The organism is Kitasatospora mediocidica KCTC 9733, from assembly GCF_000744225.1.
In the GTDB taxonomy this organism is placed as follows: domain Bacteria; phylum Actinomycetota; class Actinomycetes; order Streptomycetales; family Streptomycetaceae; genus Kitasatospora; species Kitasatospora mediocidica.
In genome coordinates, this window is the sequence record NZ_JQLN01000002.1 from 214,717 (window position 1) to 235,058 (window position 20,342).

Consider the following 20,342-nt stretch of genomic DNA (forward strand, 5'->3'; position numbering starts at 1 on the left):
GGTGAATGAGCGGTAAGGAGAGTAGAACATCCGAAAATGGCGCCGGGAAAGGGATTTCGGAATCGATCAGGGAGTGTCAGGAGGGCGTCAGCGCGACGTCAGGAACGGCTGTCAGTCTCCGCCCGTCCACCGGTGCGTCGATCACCAGGGAAACCTGCGGAATTCAGCATCAGCACCGTGTCAGGAGCTGGTCAGAACCCGCTGGCACCATCGACCCGATTCGGACGGAAATATCGTGTCAGCTGTCATGGGCGGGGGACTAGGTGCCCGCACAGGATTCTTCGGAAAGGCCTGACGATGTTACTTGGTGAACCGGTGGAGGGAATTCGCTCCGGGAATTCCGGCGCTCCCGGACCCGCGGCGGAAGGGGGCCGGGACAAGCCGCTGCGCAGCTACAAGCTGTACATCGCCGGCAAGGACGTCGACGGTGACGGCTGGGTCTACACGGTCAGTGCCCGCTCGCTGCTGGAGGACATCTTCACCAGCATCAGCCTGAAGCGCGCCCTGGAGCAGGACCCCGACTCCGAGGCGGCCCAGCACCCGTACGTGGTCGGTCGCTGCGCCATCGCCGGCGACGCCGCCATCGACCTGGCCTCCGAGGCCGCGGCCGCCGCAGCCCCCGGCTGGGCGGCCGTCCCGCTGGAGCGCCGGATGCGCCTGGGCTCGCTGTTCCGCGAGGAACTGATCCGCCGCCAGGACGAGTTCATCGACATGCTGGTCTCCGAGGCGCACCCGGTGAAGCTGGCGCGCTGGGAGCTCAGCTGCCTGCTCCAGGTCTACAGCGAGGAAAGCATCCAGTGGTACCGCCAGCGGATGCACACCGAGTTCGACCACGCGGGCCGGCGCCTGATCGTCCGCCGCCAGCCGGACGGCGTGGTCGGCTTCAACCCGCCGCAGAACGCCCCGGCGCCCAGCGCCGCCCTGGCGGTACTCGCCCTGATGGCCGGCAACGCGGTCGTGGTGCGCGCCCCGCGCAGCATCGCGCTGAGCACCATGTGGATCCTGCGCGACGTGGTGGCCCCGCTGCTCGACGAGGTCGGCGCCCCGCCCGGGGTGCTCAACGCCGTCTGCAGCAACCCCAAGCAGACGCTCGACCGTTGGGTGGAAAGCCCGCTGATCAACGACATCTTCTACATCGGCGGCAGCCAGGAGGGCCTGCGCTTCCAGGAGCAGTGCGTGGCCTCCGGCACCAAGCCGATCCTGGAGCTGGCCGGCAACGACGGCATCATCATCTGGGAGGGCGCGAACCTGAAGTACGCGGCCGAGGCGATCACCGAGTCGTTCTACGGGTCGGGCCAGATCTGCATGGTGCCCAACTACGTGCTGGCGCACCCCGCGATCGCCGACGAGCTGATCGAGGAGGTCAAGAAGCAGCTGCGGGACGTCCGCCCGGGCTACCCGGAGGACGAGGACGTGCTGCTCTCCCCGGTGCGGCGCAGCGAGAAGTTCTTCACGCTGCTCAACCAGTCGCTGGAGAACGGCTCCGAGCTGATCAGCGGTGGGCAGCGGACCGAGCTGGACGGCACGCCGTCGGAGACCGGCGTCTTCCTGCAGCCCACCGTGCTGCGGGTGAACGGCCTGGCCGGCGCGCGCAAGCACGACGTGGTGCGGCACGAGACCTTCTTCCCGCTGCTGCCGATCGTGGTGCCCGAGCCGGGTGACAACGACGAACTGCTGGACAGCTTCATCGAGTTCGTGAACAGCAACGAGTACGGGCTGCGCAACTCGCTGTGGGCCAGGTCCGCCAAGGTGATCAACGCCTTCGTCCAACGGGTCACCAACGGCGGCCTGTTGAAGATCAACGACTCGCACATCGGGTTCCTGCCGTACCTGCCCAGCCACGGCGGCACCGGCCTGACCGGCGGCGTCTACGGCGAGGCGAACTACCCGATGCTCAAGACCTCGCACATCCAGGGCGTCAGCATCGCCCGCGACGTCAGCCCGCGCGAGGCGGTCTTCGGTTCGTCCAACCCGACGCCCTCGACGCCCAGTTCCTGACCGTCCTCTCTCACTGGAGGTGTTCCCGTGCGCTCCCTCGAATCCGCTCGCGAGACCTGCGAGCGGTACCACCCGGGGCTGATCAAGGCCCTGGCAGACATCCCGTTCGCCGAGCGGGAGGCCCCCGGCAGCCAGGTGGTCGACCTCTTCCGGGAGCACGGCGGGGTCGCCCTGCTGGTGCCCGCCGAGTACGGCGGCCACGGCGCCGACCCGCTCGACGCGATCCGGGTGCAGCGCGCGCTCGGCGCCGCGTCGCCCTCGCTGGCCGCCGCGGTCACCATGCACCACTTCACCGCCGCGATGCTCTACGCGCTGGCCGACGGCCCCGGCCGGCTGACCGCGGCCCAGCTGGAGCTGCTGCACGGCATCGTCCCCGAGCAGCGGCTGATGGCCTCGGGCTGGGCCGAGGGCCGCACCCAGCAGAACATCCTGACGCCGGCCGTCACCGCGGCCCCGGTGGCCGGCGGCTACCGGCTGAACGGCTCCAAGAAGCCCTGCAGCCTGGCCCGTTCGATGGACCTGCTGACCGCCAGCATCGCGCTGCCGGGCGAGGACGGCGCGTACGAGATGGCGCTCGCGCTGGTCGGCGCCGACTCGCCGGGCTTGAGCGTGCACCCGTTCTGGGGCAACGACGTGCTGGCCGCGGCGGAGAGCGACGAGGTCCAGCTCGCGGACGTCTTCGTGCCCGAGGACCTGGTGGTGCGCACCTCGCAGGACGACCCGACCCGGATCGAGGACCTCCAGACGGCCGGCTTCGTCTGGTTCGAGATGCTCATCTCGTCCGGCTACGCGGGTGCCGCCGCCGCGCTGGTCGAGCACGTCCTGGAGCGCGGGCGCGGCGCCGCCACCGAGCGCGCCGAGGTCGCGGTCCGTGTCGAGTCGGCCTTCGCGCTGCTGGAGGGCGCGGCCCGGGCGGTGCAGGACGGGGTGACCGGCGACGAGGCGGTCGCCCAGGTGCTGGTGGCCCGGTTCGCCGCCCAGGAGGCGCTGTCGCGCAGCACCGACCTCGCCCTGGAACTGCTCGGCGGGCTGGACTTCATCCGCTCCGGCGACCACGCCCGGCTGGCCACCGCGGTCCGCCCGCTGGCCTTCCACCCGCCGTCCCGCTCCAGCGCCGCCGAGCCGCTGCTGGCGTACTTCGGCGGGGCCCCGCTGGAGCTCTCCTGAGCCGTCGGCTCTCTCCCGTCAAACCTGAAATGGAGTCATCCGTGACCGTGATCCAGACCGCTCCCATCGGGGTCGGCCGGGTGGACACCGAGGAGGAGATCCTCGGCCTCTACCGGGCCCACCTCAGCAAGGGCCGGGCGACCCTGGCCGAGCTGTTCGGCAGCCACATGGAGGTCGAGTCCTCCGGTGCCTGGCTGACCACCAGCGACGGCGAGCGCTTCCTGAACGCCGGCGGCTACGGCGTGTTCATCATGGGCGCCCGCCACCCGATCGTCATGGAGGCGGTCCTCCGCCAGCTGAACACCCACCCGACGGCCACCCGGATCCTGCTGGAGCCCACGGTGGCCCGCGCGGCCGAGGCGCTGACCTCGGTCACCCCGGCCGGCCTCGACCGGGTGCACTTCGCGCTCTCCGGCGCCGAGGCGGTGGAGACCGGCCTCAAGCTGGCCCGCGCCAACGGCCGCAAGCGCACCGTCTCGATGCGCGGCGGCTACCACGGCAAGACCATGGGCGCCCTGTCGGCCACCGCCAAGGAGGTCTACCAGGCGCCGTTCCGCCCGCTGCTGCCGGACGTCACCCACCTGCCCTTCGGCGACCCGGACGCGCTGCGCGACGAGTTGAAGGCGCACCCGGGCGAGGTCTGTGTGATCCTGGAGCCGGTCCAGGGCGAGGGCGGCGTGATCATCCCGCCCAAGGGCTACCTCAAGCAGGTCGAGGAGATGGTCCGGGAGTTCGACGGCTTCCTGATCCTGGACGAGGTGCAGACCGGCTTCGGCCGGCTCGGCGAGTGGTGGGGCATCGACGCCGAGGGCGTGCTGCCCGACGTGCTGCTGGCCGGCAAGGCGCTCGGCGGCGGCGTGGTGCCGGTCTCGGCCGCGATCGCCACCCGGCAGGCGTTCAAGCCGTTCGACAAGGACCCGTACGTGCACACCGCGACCTTCTCCGGGCAGCCGCTGCTGATGGCGGCCGTCCAGGGCGCCGTCCAGGCGATCCAGGAGGAGCGGCTGGTCTCGCGCTCGATGGAGCTGGGCGCGGCCCTGCTGCCGCGGATCACCGAGATCGCCCACCGCAACATTCCCGACCTGGTCGTCGACGTCCGCGGTCAGGGCCTGCTGATCGGCCTCGAGCTGGTCGAGGCGGGCCTGGCAGGCGAGTTGCTGATCGAGCTCTTCAATCACGGGGTCGTGGCCAACCACTCGATGAACGGCAGCTCGGTGGTGCGGTTCACCCCGCCGGCGATCCTGACCGACAGCGACGTGGAGTTCCTCCTCGACTCCTTCGACAAGGCCACCCTGGACCTGGTCCGCGGCTCGGCCACCATGCCGAAAGGCGGTAACTGACCGTGCGACACGTTGAACTGGACGCCGTGGTCCGCTCCGACCGGGCGGAGGACGTCTTCGCGGCGGTCCTGCGCTGGGAGCGCTACCCGGAGCTGGCCCCGCACGTGCGGGCCACCACCGTGCACGCCACGCTGCCCGAGCCGGTGGGCAGTTCGAGCTGGGAGCTGCACTTCCGCAGTGGCCTGCTGCGCTGGACGGAGGCGGACCACTTCTTCACCGAGCGGCTGGAGATCCGCTTCGAGCAGACCGACGGCGACTTCGACAGCTTCGTCGGCCGCTGGGAGGTCCGCCAGGAGGGCGACGACGTCCAGGTGCACTTCGAGGCCGACTTCGACTTCGGCATCCCGAGCCTGGAGGGCATCCTCGACCCGATCGCCGAGCGGGTGATCCGGGAGACCGTCGCCTGGGCCGTCACCGGCCTGTTCGCCGACACGATGATCGTCGGCGACATCGAGCTCGGCGACAAGGCCGCCGCCGCGCCCGCCGCGCACTGACCCCGGGGGGCCCGGCCGGCCCGGGCCCCCGACCGTCCAGTTCCAGCAACCTGCCCTGCCGTTTCAGGAGTTGAACCGTGGACCAGGCCAATCCCTTCGAGACCCCGAGAACCTACTCCCTGCACCGCGCCGAGTACCTGGTCGGCCTCGCGGTGACCACCGGGTTCATCGTCGCGCACGCCGGCGACATCCGCTGGCTGCCGGCGATCGGACTGTTCCTCTACATCGACCTGATCGGCTACATCCCGGGAGCGATCGCCTTCAAGAAGGCGGGCGGCCGGCCGATCCCCAAGACGTACTACGTGCTCTACAACGTGATGCACAGCCTGATCACCCAGGGCGCGGTGGCCGCCCTCTGGTGCTGGCTGGTCAAGCCGGAGTGGGCGCTGCTCGTGCTGCCGTTCCATCTCTTCGGCGACCGCGGCCTGTTCGGCAACTTCATGAAGTCCTTCGCGCTGCCCTTCGAGCCGGTGCGGCAGACCGGCTACCTGCGGTTGCTGGACGACCTCGGCCTCGACCACCCCAAGCCGGTCGGCCACGGCGGCGACCCGACCCCGGTCGGGCACATCCCCGCGGCCCGGCACCTGACGGCGGTCGCCGACCACCCCGACCGGGAGCCCGCGGCGCAGGGAGCGGTCCGGTGAGCACCGCCGCCGAACCGCGCACCGGACCGGCCGGCCGCTTCGTCAGCGACCGCTCCGAGCACCGCCGGGCGCTGAAGCAACTCGCCTCCCCGGTCTCGATTCTGACGGTCCGCCACGGCGACCGCCTGCACGGCACCACGGTGAGCACGGTCACCACCGTCTCGCAGAGCCCGCTGATCCTCGGCGCCTGCCTGAAGGGCGGCTCGATCCTGGCCGAACTCGCGGTCGCCGAGGGCCGGTTCGCCGTCAACGTGCTGGGCGGGGAGCAGGGCCAGACGGCCCGCTGGTTCGCCGACAGCTCGCGCCCGGACGGTATCGAGCAGTTCGACGGGATCGGCTGGCGGGCCGCCGACTACGCCGCGGCCCCGCTGCTGGACGGCGCGCTCGCGCACTACGACTGCCGGGTCGTCGCCTGCTACCGGGTCGGCGACCACGAGGTGCTGCTCGGCGCCGTGGTGCACGCCACCGCCGTCGACGGCGCCCCGCTGCTCAGCTTCGCCGGCGGGCTCTTCGCGGGCCCGCTCCCCCCGGCCGCCGCGGCGGGGACCGACAGCACGCGTACCAGGAAGGAGAACGCGGCGCTATGACCGAATCCGTTGCACACGAGGCAGGCTGGGACACCGCTCCGGGCCTGCTGGACGGCGCCAAGCAGCTCACCCTCGGTCCGGAGCAGTGCGACCTCGCCTACTGGATCACCGAGGTCGCCCAGGGCACCCTGCGCGAGCGCGGTGTCACCGGCCATCACGTCGACGCCGCGGTGCCCGACTTCCTCAAACGGCCCGGCCCGCTGCGCGACGCACTGGTCCTGGAGTTCGGCTTCCGCGGGCTCTCCGAGGAGATCGCCACCCGGCTGCTGGCGCACTACGTCGCCATCGCGCCCGGGATCCCCGAGCTGGAGTTCTACACCACCCAGCTGGTCGACGAGGCCCGGCACGCCCGGGTCTTCCGCAACCACCTGGTCGAACTCGGCCTGCCCGCCGCCACGTTGCTGGCAGACATCGACGAGATGGCCGCCGAGTACCGGCGCAAGGTGCTCCAGCCGGTGGAGGACTTCACCCTGGAGATCGTCCGCGACCAGGGCGACTTCATGGGCGGCGTGGCGGTGTTCGCCATCGTCATCGAGGGCGTCCTCGCCCCGGCCGCCGAGCTCAGCGAGCGCAAGTGGACGCCGCTCTCGCCGGCCACCGGCGAGATCTCCCGGGGCACCGCGATCGACGAGATCCGCCACCTCACGGTGGCCAGCACCATCCTGCGCGACCACCTGGTGGCGCACCCCGACTACCGGCCGCACCTGCTGGAGATCCTGCGGGCCGGCGTGAAGCTCTGGGACGAGATCCCCGACCGGGAGTTCGTCATCCACCGCGAGGAGCTCTTCCAGCAGGGCATGGCCGAGCACGCCGACAAGATCGGTGACTACGAGGTCTGGCCCGGCGTCCGGCTCCTGGACACCACCCCGGACCAGCGCTACGACATGGCCGAGCAGTGGACCGACGAGATGGCCGAGAGCCGGATGGCCTACATGGGCCTGCCGACCGAGGTCCTCAGCAGTACGGGGGGTGACACGGTATGACCGTCGGCCTGCCGGACCCGCTGGGCCGCCCCGGCCCACCGCCCGGACGCTCCGCCGTCCTCGCCGGCCTCGGCGCGTACGTGCCGCCGGACATGGTCACCAACGCCGACCTGGTGGCCCGCCTGGACACCTCGGACGAGTGGATCCGCAGCCGCACCGGGATCTCCACCCGCCACGTGGTGGCCCCCGGCACAGCCACCTCCGACCTGGCGGTGGAGGCCGGCAGACGGGCCCTGAAGTCCGCCGACGACTCGCAGGTGGACGCGGTGGTGCTGGCCACCACCACGCCCGACCACCCCTGCCCGGCCACCGCGCCCGCCGTGGCGGCGCGCCTGGGCCTGGGCGGGGTCGCCGCCTTCGACGTCTCGGCGGTCTGCACCGGCTTCCTCTACGGCCTGGCCACCGCGTCCGGCCTGATCGCCTCCGGCGTCGCCCAGCGGGTCCTGCTGATCGCGGCCGACGCCTTCACCACCATCATCGACCCGGAGGACCGCGGCACCGCCGTGATCTTCGCGGACGGCGCCGGAGCCGTCGTGCTGCGGGCCGGCCACGCGCACGAGCCCGGCGCGGTGGGCCCGATCGTGCTCGGCAGCGACGGCGACCTCAGCGAGCTGATCGCCGTCCCGGCCGGCGGCTCGCGCCAGCGCTCCTCCCCGGAGGCGCCGAAGCCCGGCGACCAGTACTTCCAGATGGCCGGCCGGGCCACCTACCGGCACGCGGTGGAGCGGATGACCGAGGCCTCGCTCCAGGCGGTCGGCGCGGCCGGCTGGTTCCCGGGCCAGATCGACCGGTTCGCCGCGCATCAGGCCAACGGACGGATCCTGGAGGCGGTCGCCGAGCGGATCGGCATCGAGCCCGAACGCCGGCTCTCCAACATCGAGCGGGTCGGCAACACCGGCGCCGCCTCCATCCCGCTGCTGCTCTCGCAGGCCTCCCAGCGCGGCGAACTCACCGCCGGTCAGCGGGTGCTGCTGACCGCCTTCGGCGGCGGACTCGCCTGGGGCGCCGCCACCCTGACCTGGCCCGACCTGGTCGGCTGACGCCCTCCCTCCCTGCCCCGCACTCAACCTTTCGGAAGGACTGCCCGATGTTCGAGACCCTCAAGGAAATCCTGGTCAGCAAGCTCAAGGTGAACCCGGACCAGGTCACCCCCGAGTCCACCAAGGAGGACGTCGAGCTGGACTCGCTGGCCGTCGTCGAGCTCTCGCTGGTCCTGGAGACCGAGCTCGGCGTCAGCATCACCGACGACGAGCTGCTGGACGCCGAGACCATCGGCGACATGGCGCGCCTGATCGAGGAACGGAGCGCACGGGTCTGATGAGCGGCATCGACGTCGTCGTGACCGGGCTCGGCCTGGTCACCCCGGCCGGGATCGGGGTCGGTCCGAGCTGGGCGGGGGTCTGCGCAGGCCGGCCGACCGCCGCCCTGGACCCGGTCCTGGACCGGAACCCGGTGCGGATCTCCTGCCGGGTGCCGCACTGGGATCCCGGCGCGCTGCTGGGGGAGCGCCGGGCCCACCGGCTGGACCGTTTCACCCAGTTCGCCCTGGTCGCGGCCCGGGAGGCGATCGCCGATGCCGGCCTCGACCCGACGACCTGGGACGGCGCGCGGGTCGGGGTGGTGCTCGGCTGCGCCGACGGCGGGCCGGGCACGGTCGAGGAGCAGCACCGGATCCTGGTCGAGCAGTCGCCCGCCCGGGTCTCCCCGCTGCTGCTGCCGATGCAGCTGCCCAACATGCTCGCCGGGCAGACCGCGATCGAGTTCGCGGCCACCGGCCCCAACCTTGTGGTGGCCACCGCCTGCGCCTCCGGTGCCACCGCCATCGGCACCGCCCGCGACCTGCTGCTGCTGGACCGCTGCGACCTGGTGCTGGCCGGCGGCAGCGAGGCGATGATCACCCCGCTGGTGATGGCCGGCTTCGCCAAGATGGGCGCGCTCTCCCGGCGCGAGGACGACCCGCTGGGCGCCTCCCGGCCGTTCGACCTCGACCGGGACGGCTTCGTCGCGGGTGAGGGGGCCGGCGTGGTGGTGCTGGAACGGGCCGCCGACGCGCGGGCCCGCGGCGTCCGGATCCGGGCCAGGATCGCCGGATACGGCGCCTCCGCCGACGCCCACCACATGACCACCCCGCACCCCGAGGGCCGCGGCATCGAGACCGCCGTGCGCACCGCGCTCGCCGACGCGGGCGCCGGCCCCGGGGACGTCCAGCACGTCAACGCGCACGGCACGGCCACCCCGCTGAACGACCTCGCCGAGGCGCGGATGCTCCGCCGGGTGCTCACCGGTGACCCGCTGGTCACCTCGACCAAGGGCGTCACCGGCCACCTGCTGGGCGCCGCCGGTGCGGTGGAGGCGGTGTTCAGCGTGCTGGCGGTGGAACAGGGACTGGTCCCGCCCACCGCCAACCTGCACACCCTCGACCCCGAGCTGGAGATCAAGGTCGCCGGCTCGGCGACGGAAGCCCGGATCGACCTGGCCCTGAGCAACTCGCTGGGCTTCGGCGGGCAGAACGCGGTCCTCGCGATCGCCGCGGTCTGAGGACGGGCCCGCAGTCCGCCTGCGGGCCCGTCGCTCTTGCATCGACTCCCTTTACCCGCACCTGACTTGGAGCCATCGATGTCCGTCAGCAGCACGTCGGCCGAGGCCGGCGCCCCGTCCTCCAGACATCTGACCACCAGACACATCGTCTTTCTGATCGTGGCCGCCGCGGCCCCCCTCTCCGCGATGGTCGGCACCGTCCCGCTGGCCTTCGCGATCGGCAACGGCGCCGGGGTCCCCGCCGCGTTCGCCTTCGCCGGGGTCACGCTGCTCTGCTTCTCGGTCGGGTACGCGGTCAGCGCCCGGCGCACCGGCGGCTCCGGCGGCTTCTACGCCTCGATCGCCGACGGTCTGGGCCGGCCCCCGGCGGTCGGCGGCGGCTTCATCGCGCTGGTCGCCTACAACACCGCCACCATCGGACTGGTCGGCGCGCTCGGCTACTTCACCCAGCTGGTGCTGGCCGACCACGGCGTGCACCTGTCCTGGGAGCTGTGCGCCGCGGTCGGTCTCGCGGCGGTCGCCGTACTCGGCTACCGCGACATCGCGGTGAGCGCCCGGGTGCTGGCCGTCCTGATGACCGGCGAGATCGGCGTGCTGGCCGCGCTGGACCTGGCCGAGATCGGCCGGCACGGCGTCCACGCGCTGCCCGCCGCCTCCTTCACGCCGCACATCGCCGCCGGGTCGGGGACCGGGGTGTCGCTGATGTTCGCCTTCGTCTCCTTCATCGGTTTCGAGTCCGCGGCGCTGTACGGCAAGGAGGCCAAGGACCCGCAGCGCAGCGTGCCGCGCGCCACCTACATCGCGGTGCTGCTGATCGCCGGCTTCTACGCGCTGAGCAGCTGGACGGCCGTCGGGGCGATCGGCGCCGGCCACGTCCGGCAGACCGCCACCGACCAGATGGGCAACCTCTTCTTCCAGCTGGGCGACGACTACCTCGGCTCGGCCGGCGGCACGCTGCTCCAGGTGATGCTCTGCACCAGCCTGTTCGCCGCCACGCTGGCGCTGCACAGCGCCGCCAACCGGTACGCCCAGGTGCTCGCCGACGACAGCCTGCTGCCCAGGTCGCTGGCCGCCCTGCACCCGCGGCACGCCTCCCCGCACCGGGCCAGCGTGGTGCAGAGCGTGCTCAGCGCCGTGGTGGTCGGCGCCTTCGCCGTCGCGGGCCTGGACCCGTACGCGGACCTCACCACCAGCATGCTGGGCCTGGGCACGCTGGGCATCGTGGTGCTCCAGGCGCTCGCCGCGCTGTCGGTGCTCGGCCTGCGCCGCAAGGGGCTGCGGCTGGGCTGGTGGCAGGGCACGGTGGCGCCGCTGCTCGGCTTCGCCGGCCTGGTGGCCACCGTCTGCCTGGTGGTCGGCAACTTCGACCTGCTGACCGGCACCAAGAACGGCCTGGTGGCGGCGATGCCGTGGGCGATCCCGGCGGTCGCGCTGCTGGGGATGCTCTACGCCTGGTGGCTGCGCAGCGCCGCACCCGAGCGCTACCGGAACCTCGCGCAGAGCCACAAGACCGAACAGCCGGCCGCCGTCCCCGGCCCGGCGTCTCCCCGTCAGACGACCCCGGCCCCGGTCGCCTGACCCGGGGCGTGGCCGGCGGCTCCCGACCGGAACCGCCGCACACGCCTCCCCGTGGGCCCGGCTCGTTCCCCCCGAGCCGGGCCCACGGCCACCCCGACCGCCCGACCTCGTTCGAAGGAGAACGCCGTGCACGACGTACGTGAGCTGATCGAGCTGGGCCCGGAGGCCGTTCGTCGGCTGGCCCGGCGCAGGTACCAGCTGGACCTCCCGGTTCTGTGGGCCGCGCACCGGCGGCGGGCCACGGCGCTGGACGCGGTGGCGCAGCTGCGCTCCGAGATCAAGCGGGCCTCGCGCGGACCGCGCCCCGCCGAGGGCACCGGGCCGGCCGGGCAGGGCCGCGAGGAGGCCCGCGTGCTGCGCGAGGAGGCCCAGCAGGCCGAAGCGGAACTGCGCTCGGCCGAGCAGGAGTTGGACGAGATCCTGCTCGCCGTCCCGAACCTCCCGCTGGACGCGGTGCCGGACGGCGACAGCGAGAAGCAGGCGGTCGAGATCCGCCGCGGCGGCCCCGCGCTGCGCCCGGCCGCCGGGCAGGCCCGCCACCACGCCGACATCGGCGAGACGCTCGGCATCCTGGACAGCGGCCGGGCGGCCAAGCTCTCCGGCGCCCGGTTCGCCGTCAGCCGCGGCGCCGGCGCCCGGCTGGAGCGGGCGCTGACCTCCTTCCTGCTGGACCTGCACACCTCGGAGCACGGCTACACCGAGTACGCGGTGCCGCACCTGGTGAACCGCGAGACCATGACCGGCACCGGCCAACTCCCCAAGTTCGAAGAGGACTTGTTCGCCACCTCGGTGGGCGGCCGGGAGCTCTTCCTGATCCCGACGGCCGAGGTCCCGCTCACCAACCTGGTGGCCCGCGAGCTGCTGGACGGCGGTTCGCTGCCGCTCGCGATGACCGCGCGCACCCCCTGCTACCGGGCCGAGGCCGGTTCGTACGGCCGGGACACCCGGGGGATCCTGCGGCTGCACCAGTTCGAGAAGGTCGAGCTGGTCCGGATCTGCGCGCTCGAAGAGGCACAGCAGCAGCTGATGCTGATGGTCGGCCAGGTGGAGGAGTGCCTGCGTCGGCTCGAACTGTCCTACCGGGTCGTGCTGTTGCCCGCCGGCGACATGGGCTTCTCGGCCCGGATGACGTACGACATCGAGGTCTGGCTGCCGGGCAGCGACTCCTACCGGGAGATCTCCTCGGTCTCGGACTGCGGCACCTTCCAGGGCCGTCGGGCCGGCATCCGCTACCGCGGCCCGGACGGGCGCAAGCAGCCGGCCGCCACCCTCAACGGCTCCGCGCTGCCGGTCGGCCGTACCGTCGCGGCGCTGCTGGAGCAGGGGCATCAGCCGGACGGATCGGTGCTGCTGCCCGACGCGCTGGTCCCGTACGCGGGCTTCCGCCGGATCCTGCCCGGTGGCGGCACGGCGCGCTGAGGTCGCGCGGGCCCGGTCCGGCCAGGCAGGCCGGACCGGGCGTTCGGCCTTCGGACCGGGCGTTCGGCCCGGACACAGCGCGGCCCGGGAAGCCGGTGGGCTTCCCGGGCCGCGGGGCTGTGCGCAGCGGAGCTGCCGGCGGCGGACGGCCGCGCTCAGGCGGTCTTCAGCAGCTGGGGGACCGGACTGCGCAGCCCCGGCGCCTGGTTGAGCACCTGCTGCAGCAGGTGCTTGAGCTGCGGCGAGGGCTCCATGCCGAGCTCGTCGATCAGCCGCTCGCGCGCCGCGTTGTAGACGGCGACCGCCTCGGCCTGCCGGCCGGCCCGGTAGAGCGCCAGCATCAGCATCTCGGTGATCCGCTCGCGCCACGGGTGGGCCGCGCTCATCCGCTTCAACTCGCCGATGACACCCATCGGTTCGCTGCGGCAGGCGCCCAGCCAGAGCTTGTCCTCCATCGCGCTGAGGTACTCCTCGTCCAGTTGCAGCGCCATGCTCTGGCAGAGCGGTCCGACGGCGGCGTCCTGCATCGCGGAGCCGTGCCACAGCGCGAGCGCGTCCTCCAGGAGGGCGCCGGCGAGCTCGGGTTCGTCGGCGGTGGCCTGCCGGGACTGCGCGACGCGCTCCCGGAAGAGGAAGACGTCGACGTCCTGCGGGGCCACGTCCAGGATGTAGCCGGAGGCCTGGGTGATCAGCGGCGGCGCCTCGTCGCCCGGTCCGCTCAGCTTGCGCAGCGTGCGGCGCAGTCGCGAGACGTGGGCCTGCAACGAGTTCTCGACGGTGGCCGGGGGATTGTCGCCCCACAGCTCGGTGTACAGCTGCTCGGTGGGCACCAGCCGCCCGGCCCGGATCAGCAGGCCGGCCAGCAGGGCGCGCTGCCGGGTCCCCGGGATCGTGCTGAACCGTCCGTCGACGACCACCCCGACCGGACCCAGAATCCTGAAGTGCATTGGCTCTCCCCTGTGGTGATCTGTCGGTCCTTTGGCTTCTGAGGTACAACCACCCTCGCTGGATCAGGAGTTCGGATTGTCAGACCTCCGCCTCAAGTACCGCTGGAGCACCACGGGCGCCGGACCGGACCGGCGCGGCATTCCAGGTCAGACGCTCCGGATCGCGACTCCAGTGGTTCTCCAGCAGTTCTCCACCAGGGCTCCGGCGAGAATCCGGCAGAGGTGGGCGATCGCTCGAGTACGCACTGGCAGTGTTCTTCTCGGGGACGTCCGGAAACACCCCGGATCCGGAATTCGGAATTCAGCTGTCCGAGTCCCCTGAATATCGATGCGAGCACACTCGCACCCCTATCATTCGTCAACGAATTGACTGCTCAATGACATGTGTGCGATCCCGTCGAACTCCCGTGCGGTGCTGGCGCGGACCCGCCCTCCAGGGTGTCGACCGGCCCGATTCCGGGGCGTTCGGCATTACCTGGGAGGTAATTGACGCACCTACTCGGGGGAGGCCAAGCTGGATTCGAGCCTCCGGAGCATCTGTGGCAGGGCAGGACTACATGACCGACTGGGAGTTGGACTCATGACCACCGAAACAAACCGCAGCCCCTCGGCTGCAGCGGCGGCGGCCCCGGCGCCGACGCCGGCCGCCGCGGCCGAACCGCACTGGGCGATTCTGCCGATCGTTCTTTCCGGCGTATTCATCACCACGCTGGACTTCTTCATCGTCAATGTCGCGATTCCGTCGATGCAGTCCGACCTGCACGCCGGCGCCTCGGCGATCGAGTGGGTCGTGGCGGGCTTCGGCCTCGCGTACGGCGTCGGTCTGATCACCGGTGGGCGGCTGGGCGACCTCTACGGCCGCCGCCGGATGTTCATGCTCGGCCTGGCGTTCTTCACCCTCGCCTCGCTGGCCTGCGGTATCGCCAACTCCGGCGGCACCCTGGTGGCCGCCCGCGTCGCCCAGGGCGTCGCCGCGGCCCTGCTGGCACCCCAGGTGCTCGCCATCCTGCGCACCGTCTTCACCGGGCCCGCGGTGGCCAAGGTATTCACCGGGTACGGCCTGGCGATGGGTCTGGCAGCCGTCTTCGGGCAGCTCATCGGTGGCGTGCTGATCCAGGCGAACATCGCCAACCTCGGCTGGCGGTCCTGCTTCCTGGTCAACATCCCGCTCGGGATCGTCATCCTGGCGCTGACCTGGAAGATCGTCCCGGAGGCCCAGGCGCCGGCCCGTCCGAAGCTGGACATCCCCGGTGTCGCCCTGATCACCCTCGCGCTGGTCGCCCTGGTCCTGCCGCTCATCGAGGGCCGTGAGAAGCACTGGCCGCTCTGGACCTGGCTGAGCTTCGCGGCCTCCGCCGTACTGTTCGTGCTGTTCGCCCTGCAGGAGCGCCGGCTCGGCCAGAACGAGGGCGGCCCGCTGGTGGACCTCTCGCTCTTCCGCGAGCGGGCCTTCGTCGTCGGTCTGGCGACCCAGCTGGTCTTCTGGATGGGCCAGGCCTCGTTCTTCCTGGTCTTCGCGCTCTACGTGCAGGCCGGGCGCGGGCTCGACGCCCTCCAGGCGGGCGGGATCTTCGCCGCGATCGGCGCCGGGTACATGTACACCTCGATGAAGGCCGGGGTCTTCGCGGCCAAGATCGGCCGGCAGGTGATCGCGATCGGCGCGCTGCTGATGGGCGTCGGCCTGACCGTCGTCGGCATCACCGCGGCGCACCTGGGCACCACCGGGCACGTCGCCTGGCTGATCCCGGGCCTGGTCATCGACGGCGCCGGCATGGGCCTGGCGGTCGCACCGCTGGCCGCCACGGTGCTCTCCCGGGTCACCCCGCAGCACGCGGGTGCGGCCTCGGGCGTGCTCACCACCGCCCTGCAGATCGGCAACGCGCTGGGCGTGGCGATCATCGGCATCATCTTCTACAACGCGCTCGGCAGCCCGCTCGTCAAGGCCGGCTTCCCGCACGCCTTCGACATGAGCCTGATCTTCCTGATCGGTGTGGCCGTCGTCCTCGCGGGCCTGGTCCAGCTGCTGCCGCGAACCAAGGACGGCAAGTGACGGACGGTATATCGTCCGTCACATCGATCAAAATGCTTCACTGGAAAGAGGAATGACAGTGAGTCAGCTGAACGACCTGCTGAACCGGTACGTGGCGGTCTGGAACGAGCCCGACGCGGCGGTCCGCCGAAACGGCGTGGCGCAGCTCTGGGTCCCGGACGGCATCCACTACACGCAGACCAGGAAGTTCCGCGGCACCGACGCCCTGCACGCCCGGGTCACCGAGGCGTACGAGCAGTTCGTGGCGGGATCGGGCCTGCGCTTCCGGTCCGGCGAGAACCTGGTCACCCACCACGACGTCGCGAAGTTCAACTGGGAGATGGTGCCGGCCTCGGGCGGCAACGTGCTGGCCGTCGGCTTCGACTTCCTGCTCCTGGACCAGAGCGGCCGGATCTTCGTCGACTACCAGTTCAACGAGCCGCCGGCCCCGGTGGCCGAGCTGGACGACTTCGCCCGCCGCTACCTGGCGATCGCCCAGGAGCCGGACGAGGAGGTCCGCCGCAAGGCCGTCGCCGAGCTCTACGCCACCGACGCCCGGCTGGTCGACGAGTCGGCCGAGCAGATCGGGCAGGAGGCGGTGCTCGCCTCGATCACCGCGACCGGCAAGAGCCTGGCCGACCGGGGCCTGGTCCGCCGGCTGGCCGGCCACGCCTCCGCGCAGCACAACGCCGTCCGCTTCGGATGGGAGCTGGTGCCGGCCGGCGGCGGCGCGGCGGTCGGGTCGGGCCTGGAGTTCCTCGTCCAGGACGGCGCGGGCCTGATCCGCGGCGACTACCGCTTCACCGACCCGGCCCCCGCCGCCTGACGGGAGCCGTTCGACAGCACCCGGGAGCGGGCCGGTTCGCCGGCCCGCTCTCGCGCGTCACGGGCCCCGCCCGGACTCGGTACCGTGGTCCGGTGACCAGAATGCAAGCCATCGCGGACCAGCAGTTGCAACGCCCGGTGGGACAGCTGATGCGCGGCTGGCGCGAACAGCGCGGCCTCAGCCAGCTCGCACTCGCCTCCCGGGCCGACATCTCGACGCGCCACCTCAGCTTCCTGGAGACCGGCCGGTCGGCCCCCAGCCGCGAGATGCTGCTGCGGCTGGCCGAACACCTCGACGTCCCGCCCCGCGAGCAGAACCGACTGCTGCTGGCCGCCGGCTTCGCGCCCGCCTACTCGGACTCCCCGATGGAGGCCAAGGAGATGACCCAGGTGCGTGCCACGCTCCGTCAGATCCTGTCCGGCCACGACCCGTTCCCCGCCCTGGTGGTCGACCGCTGCTGGAACATCGTCGAGACCAACGCCGGCTTCTCCGTCTTCTCCGACGGCGCCGACCCGGCCCTGCTCCGCCAGCCGATGAACGCCCTGCGACTCGCCCTGCACCCCGGCGGCATGGCCCCGCGGATCGTCAACTTCGCCGAGTGGCAGTCCCACCTGCTCGCCCGCCTGCAACGCCGGGTCACCCTCACCGCCGAGCCCGGCCTCACCGAGCTCTACCGCGAACTGATCACCTACCCCGGCACCGACCCCGCCGCCCAACTCCCCGACACACCCGGCGACCTGATGGTCCCCCTGCGGATCCGCCACAAGGGCGACGAGCTGTCCCTGTTCTGCACCATCGCCACCTTCGGCATGCCCCTGGACATCACCGTCGCCGAACTCGCCATCGAGACCTTCTTCCCCGCCGACCCCGCCACCGCGGCCCTCCTGCACGGCGAAGGGCCGGTGCGGGAGAGCAGGTGACCGCTCTCCCGCACCGGCCCGGTCGGCCGCGCGCTACTCCGCGGTGGGCGGGGGGACGGTGAAGGTGGGCGGGGTGTCGATGTACTGGTAGTCGGCGGTGACCAGGCCGTTGTCGTCGAGGACGACGAAGTCGAAGCCGATCGCCTCCAGTGCGCCGGTCTCGGCGGAGACCATCACCCAGTTGAAGCGGACGGTGTTGTGGTGGCCGACCGCGTTGTTCTGCGAGCGGAAGACGAAGCCGCCGGCGGCGTAGGCGTCGTGGGCGTAGCCGATCTGGGTGGCGATCGCCTCGTGGCCGCGGGACTCGGCGAGGAAGTTGAAGTAGCTGCCCTCGGGGGCCCACAGGGCCTCGACGGTCTTGCGGCGCGCGGCCGGGTCGGTCTCGTTCCAGAGCTCGACGTAGCGGTCGGCGAACGCGTTGGGGTTGCTCACGGCGGTTCCTTTCGGGGGAGTGCTAGCGGGCGGTCTCGGTGACCTGGCGGCGCAGCAGGCGGACGAAGTCGGCGGTGATCGGCAGGGTCTCGTCGTGGACGAAGAAGTGGCCGCCCTGGAAGAGCCGGTTGCCCAGGTAGTCGGGGCTGCGGGTGGCCCAGGAGGACATCGCCTCGGGGGCCACCAGCGGGTCGCGGGTGGCGCTGTAGGAGACGATCGGGCAGGGCACCGCCGCGCTGTCGTCCTGGTAGCTGGCGCAGACCGCGAGGTCGGCCCGCATGGCCGGCAGCATCAGTTCGAGCATCTCGCGGTCGTTGAGGATCTCCTCGGGCAGCGAGCCGAGCCCGCGCGCCCACTCGACGATCTCCGCCTCGGGCACGTCCAGCTGCTCGACCGGGGGCGTGCGGAACCCGACCGGCGCCCAGGCCGAGGTACCCAGCAGGACGGGAGCCGGTCCGCCCCGCTCGCGCACCGCGACGGTGAGGCGGTAGGCCAGGAGGGCGCCCATGCAGTGCCCGAAGAAGGCGTACGGCCGGTCGTCCAGTTCGTCGGTGATCTCCTCGGCCAGCGTCTCGATCAGCGGCTCGACCTCGGTGAACGCCGTCTCGCTGTGGCGGTCCTGGCGTCCGGGCAGCTGGACGCACTGGGTGGAGATGTCGGCCGGCAGCAGCGGCGGCCAGTCCCGGTAGATCGAGGACCCGCTGCCGGCGTAGTGGAACAGGAACAGCCGGACCGGGGCGTCCGGCTCGGACTCGGCCTGGAACCAGCGCCCGGCGACCGGCGCGGTGCGGACGGACATGTGAACTCCTCAGTGTGGCTGTGGGGCAGGCTGCGGTGCGGGCTGCGGGGTGGGGGACTGCAGGCGCTCGCGCAGCACCCGGCGCAGCACCTTGCCGGTCGGGTTGCGCGGCAGGACGTCCAGGAAGTCGTAGCTGCTGGGGATCTTGAAGTCGGCCAGCCGGCCACGCAGGAAGAGCATCAACTCGCGCCCGGTGAGCTTCTGTTCGGGTGCCAGGACGACGCAGGCGCGGACCGTCTCACCCCACCGCGGATCGGGCGCGCCGATCACCGCGACGTCGGCGACGGCCGGGTGCTCGCGCACCGCGTTCTCCACCTCGACGGGGTAGATGTTCTGCCCGGCGACGATGATCGTGTCGTGGATCCGGTCGCAGAGGAACAGGTAGCCGTCCTCGTCCAGGTAGCCCGCGTCGCCCAGCCGCAGCCAGCCGTCCTCGGACAGCGTCTTCGCGGTGGCCTCCGGCTGGTGCCAGTACTCGACGAAGTGGGCCGGGGTCCAGACGCAGACCTGGCCGATCCGGCCGGCGGGCAGCTGGTTGCCCTCGTCGTCGACGATCTTCACCAGGTTGCCGGGGCAGGCCCGGCCGGCCGAGGTCAGCAGCGGATTGCCGGGGACGTGGTCGGCGGGGGAGAGGCAGGTGACCACGCTGCCGGTCTCGGCGGCGGCGTACATCTGGGCGAGTTCGCAGCCGAACCCGTCGATGCTGCGGGCCAGCAGGCCGGGTGAGATCGGTGCGCCGCCGTAGACGACCTTGCGCAGCGAACGGAAGGTCCCGGGGGTCACCCCGGTCTCGGCGAGCATCATGTCGAGCATCGCGGGCGCGGCCCAGGTGGTGGTGATCTTGTGCTCCTGGATCAGCCGGACGGCCTCCTCCGCGACGAACATCCGCATGATCACGCTGGTGCCGCCGACGTTGAACATGTGCATGAACCAGGCCATCCCGGCCGAGTGCAGGCCGGGGAAGCAGATCAGCGTCCGGTCCTCGGGCCGCCAGTCGATCCAGTCGCTGCCGTGCAGGCCCATGTTGTCGATGAAGGTGAAGAAGCTGCGGTGGGCCAGCACCACGCCCTTGGGCAGGCCGCTGGTGCCCGAGGTGTACATCTGGACGAACGGGTCGTCGGTGTGCACCGGCACGTCGAGGTCGCTGTCGGGCGCGTCGGCCTTCCAGGCCAGGAACCCGCCGGCCGGCTCGCCCGGCCGGTCGATCTCCACGACCGCCCGCAGGCTCGGCACGGAGGACCGCACCCGCTCCACCGCTCCGAGGAACTCCCGTTCGGCGAAGAGCAGTTCGGCGCCGGAGTCGCGCAGGATGTGGTCCACCTCGCCGCCGGTGAGCCGCCAGTTGATCGGGACCAGGACGACCCCGGTCTTGGCACACCCCACCGCGAGGTCGTAGTAGTGCTCGGACTCCCGGCCCAGGTAGGCGACCCGGGCGCCGGCGGTGAGCCCGGCGGCCTGCAGGGCGTGCCCGGTCCGGTTGCTCGCCAGGTGCAACTCCCGGTAGCCGACGGCCCGTCCGTCGCAGACCACAGCGGTGTGCTCCGGTCGCCGTGCGGCGTGCAGGGCCGACCTGGCGGCGATCGTGCGGGGCTGTGTCTCGTCCATCTCGCTCCTTCCAAGGGAAACGGGCTCGGGGAGGGG

19 protein-coding genes are annotated in these 20,342 nt (G+C 71.9%); 15 read left to right on the forward strand and 4 right to left on the reverse strand.

Going from position 1 to position 20,342, the window contains the following annotated elements:
* The first annotated feature begins 315 nt into the window (after nt 1-315).
* The 12 genes from BS80_RS05160 to serS all read left to right on the forward strand — a co-directional run bounded on the left by BS80_RS05160 (nt 316) and on the right by serS (nt 12,748).
* Nucleotides 316-1,998 carry an aldehyde dehydrogenase family protein gene (locus tag BS80_RS05160; RefSeq protein ID WP_408607342.1) on the forward strand — a complete coding sequence of 561 codons (1,683 nt, stop codon included), beginning with the start codon at nt 316-318 and terminating at the stop codon, nt 1,996-1,998.
* 27 nt (nt 1,999-2,025) lie between these two features.
* The gene (locus tag BS80_RS05165) at nt 2,026-3,165 is read left to right on the forward strand and encodes an acyl-CoA dehydrogenase family protein (protein ID WP_035793691.1); all 1,140 of its coding nucleotides are present in this window, start codon (nt 2,026-2,028) and stop codon (nt 3,163-3,165) included.
* A gap of 29 nt (nt 3,166-3,194) precedes the next feature.
* Nucleotides 3,195-4,505 carry an aspartate aminotransferase family protein gene (locus BS80_RS05170; protein WP_198045443.1) on the forward strand — a complete coding sequence of 437 codons (1,311 nt, stop codon included), beginning with the start codon at nt 3,195-3,197 and terminating at the stop codon, nt 4,503-4,505.
* A gap of 2 nt (nt 4,506-4,507) precedes the next feature.
* Nucleotides 4,508-4,999: a type II toxin-antitoxin system RatA family toxin gene (locus tag BS80_RS05175; protein WP_035793695.1), complete on the forward strand. Its 492-nt coding sequence runs from the start codon at nt 4,508-4,510 to the stop codon at nt 4,997-4,999.
* Between the two features lie 77 nt (nt 5,000-5,076).
* A complete protein-coding gene (locus BS80_RS41630) occupies nt 5,077-5,643 on the forward strand; it encodes a hypothetical protein (RefSeq protein WP_232246367.1) in 567 nt (188 codons plus the stop codon).
* The gene (locus BS80_RS05185) at nt 5,640-6,230 is read left to right on the forward strand and encodes a flavin reductase family protein (RefSeq protein WP_051966114.1); all 591 of its coding nucleotides are present in this window, start codon (nt 5,640-5,642) and stop codon (nt 6,228-6,230) included. Before BS80_RS41630 ends, BS80_RS05185 begins: the two co-directional genes overlap by 4 nt.
* The gene (locus BS80_RS05190) at nt 6,227-7,213 is read left to right on the forward strand and encodes a ferritin family protein (protein ID WP_035793697.1); all 987 of its coding nucleotides are present in this window, start codon (nt 6,227-6,229) and stop codon (nt 7,211-7,213) included. The genes BS80_RS05185 and BS80_RS05190 overlap by 4 nt, the downstream gene beginning before the upstream one ends.
* Complete coding sequence (locus BS80_RS05195) at nt 7,210-8,253, forward strand: beta-ketoacyl-ACP synthase III (RefSeq protein ID WP_051966062.1); 1,044 nt, start codon at nt 7,210-7,212, stop codon at nt 8,251-8,253. The genes BS80_RS05190 and BS80_RS05195 overlap by 4 nt, the downstream gene beginning before the upstream one ends.
* 47 nt (nt 8,254-8,300) lie before the next feature.
* Nucleotides 8,301-8,531 carry an acyl carrier protein gene (locus tag BS80_RS05200; protein ID WP_035793699.1) on the forward strand — a complete coding sequence of 77 codons (231 nt, stop codon included), beginning with the start codon at nt 8,301-8,303 and terminating at the stop codon, nt 8,529-8,531.
* The gene (locus tag BS80_RS05205; protein ID WP_035793701.1) at nt 8,531-9,751 is read left to right on the forward strand and encodes a beta-ketoacyl-[acyl-carrier-protein] synthase family protein; all 1,221 of its coding nucleotides are present in this window, start codon (nt 8,531-8,533) and stop codon (nt 9,749-9,751) included. Before BS80_RS05200 ends, BS80_RS05205 begins: the two co-directional genes overlap by 1 nt.
* A gap of 78 nt (nt 9,752-9,829) precedes the next feature.
* Entirely contained in the window at nt 9,830-11,329 is a 1,500-nt protein-coding gene (locus BS80_RS05210; protein ID WP_051966066.1) for an APC family permease, read from the forward strand.
* Between the two features lie 126 nt (nt 11,330-11,455).
* A complete protein-coding gene (serS, locus tag BS80_RS05215; RefSeq protein ID WP_035793704.1) occupies nt 11,456-12,748 on the forward strand; it encodes a serine--tRNA ligase in 1,293 nt (430 codons plus the stop codon).
* Nucleotides 12,749-12,903: 155 nt separating this feature from the next.
* Here serS and BS80_RS05220 read toward each other — a convergent pair whose 3' ends face one another.
* Entirely contained in the window at nt 12,904-13,695 is a 792-nt protein-coding gene (locus BS80_RS05220) for an AfsR/SARP family transcriptional regulator (RefSeq protein WP_035793940.1), read from the reverse strand.
* Nucleotides 13,696-14,275: 580 nt separating this feature from the next.
* On the opposite strand from BS80_RS05220, the gene BS80_RS05225 reads away from it, so the two are divergent.
* From BS80_RS05225 to BS80_RS05235, 3 genes are all read left to right on the forward strand, one after another.
* On the forward strand, nt 14,276-15,745 hold the full coding sequence (locus BS80_RS05225; protein WP_083974260.1) for an MFS transporter: 1,470 nt from the start codon (nt 14,276-14,278) through the stop codon (nt 15,743-15,745).
* Nucleotides 15,746-15,803: 58 nt separating this feature from the next.
* Nucleotides 15,804-16,550, forward strand: a complete 747-nt coding sequence (locus BS80_RS41635) for a hypothetical protein (RefSeq protein WP_051966068.1) — start codon at nt 15,804-15,806, stop codon at nt 16,548-16,550.
* 101 nt (nt 16,551-16,651) lie between these two features.
* Nucleotides 16,652-17,470, forward strand: a complete 819-nt coding sequence (locus tag BS80_RS05235) for a helix-turn-helix domain-containing protein (RefSeq protein ID WP_035793706.1) — start codon at nt 16,652-16,654, stop codon at nt 17,468-17,470.
* 33 nt (nt 17,471-17,503) lie between these two features.
* Here the strand turns inward: BS80_RS05235 and BS80_RS05240 are convergent, their stop codons facing one another.
* Genes BS80_RS05240 through BS80_RS05250 form a run of 3 tightly spaced genes read right to left on the reverse strand, consistent with a single transcriptional unit; the run spans nt 17,504 to nt 20,306 of the window.
* Entirely contained in the window at nt 17,504-17,902 is a 399-nt protein-coding gene (locus BS80_RS05240; RefSeq protein WP_035793708.1) for a nuclear transport factor 2 family protein, read from the reverse strand.
* Nucleotides 17,903-17,924: 22 nt separating this feature from the next.
* The gene (locus tag BS80_RS05245) at nt 17,925-18,701 is read right to left on the reverse strand and encodes a thioesterase II family protein (RefSeq protein WP_035793710.1); all 777 of its coding nucleotides are present in this window, start codon (nt 18,699-18,701) and stop codon (nt 17,925-17,927) included.
* A 9-nt stretch (nt 18,702-18,710) separates the two neighbouring features.
* Complete coding sequence (locus BS80_RS05250; protein WP_035793713.1) at nt 18,711-20,306, reverse strand: long-chain-fatty-acid--CoA ligase; 1,596 nt, start codon at nt 20,304-20,306, stop codon at nt 18,711-18,713.
* Nucleotides 20,307-20,342 lie beyond the last annotated feature (36 nt).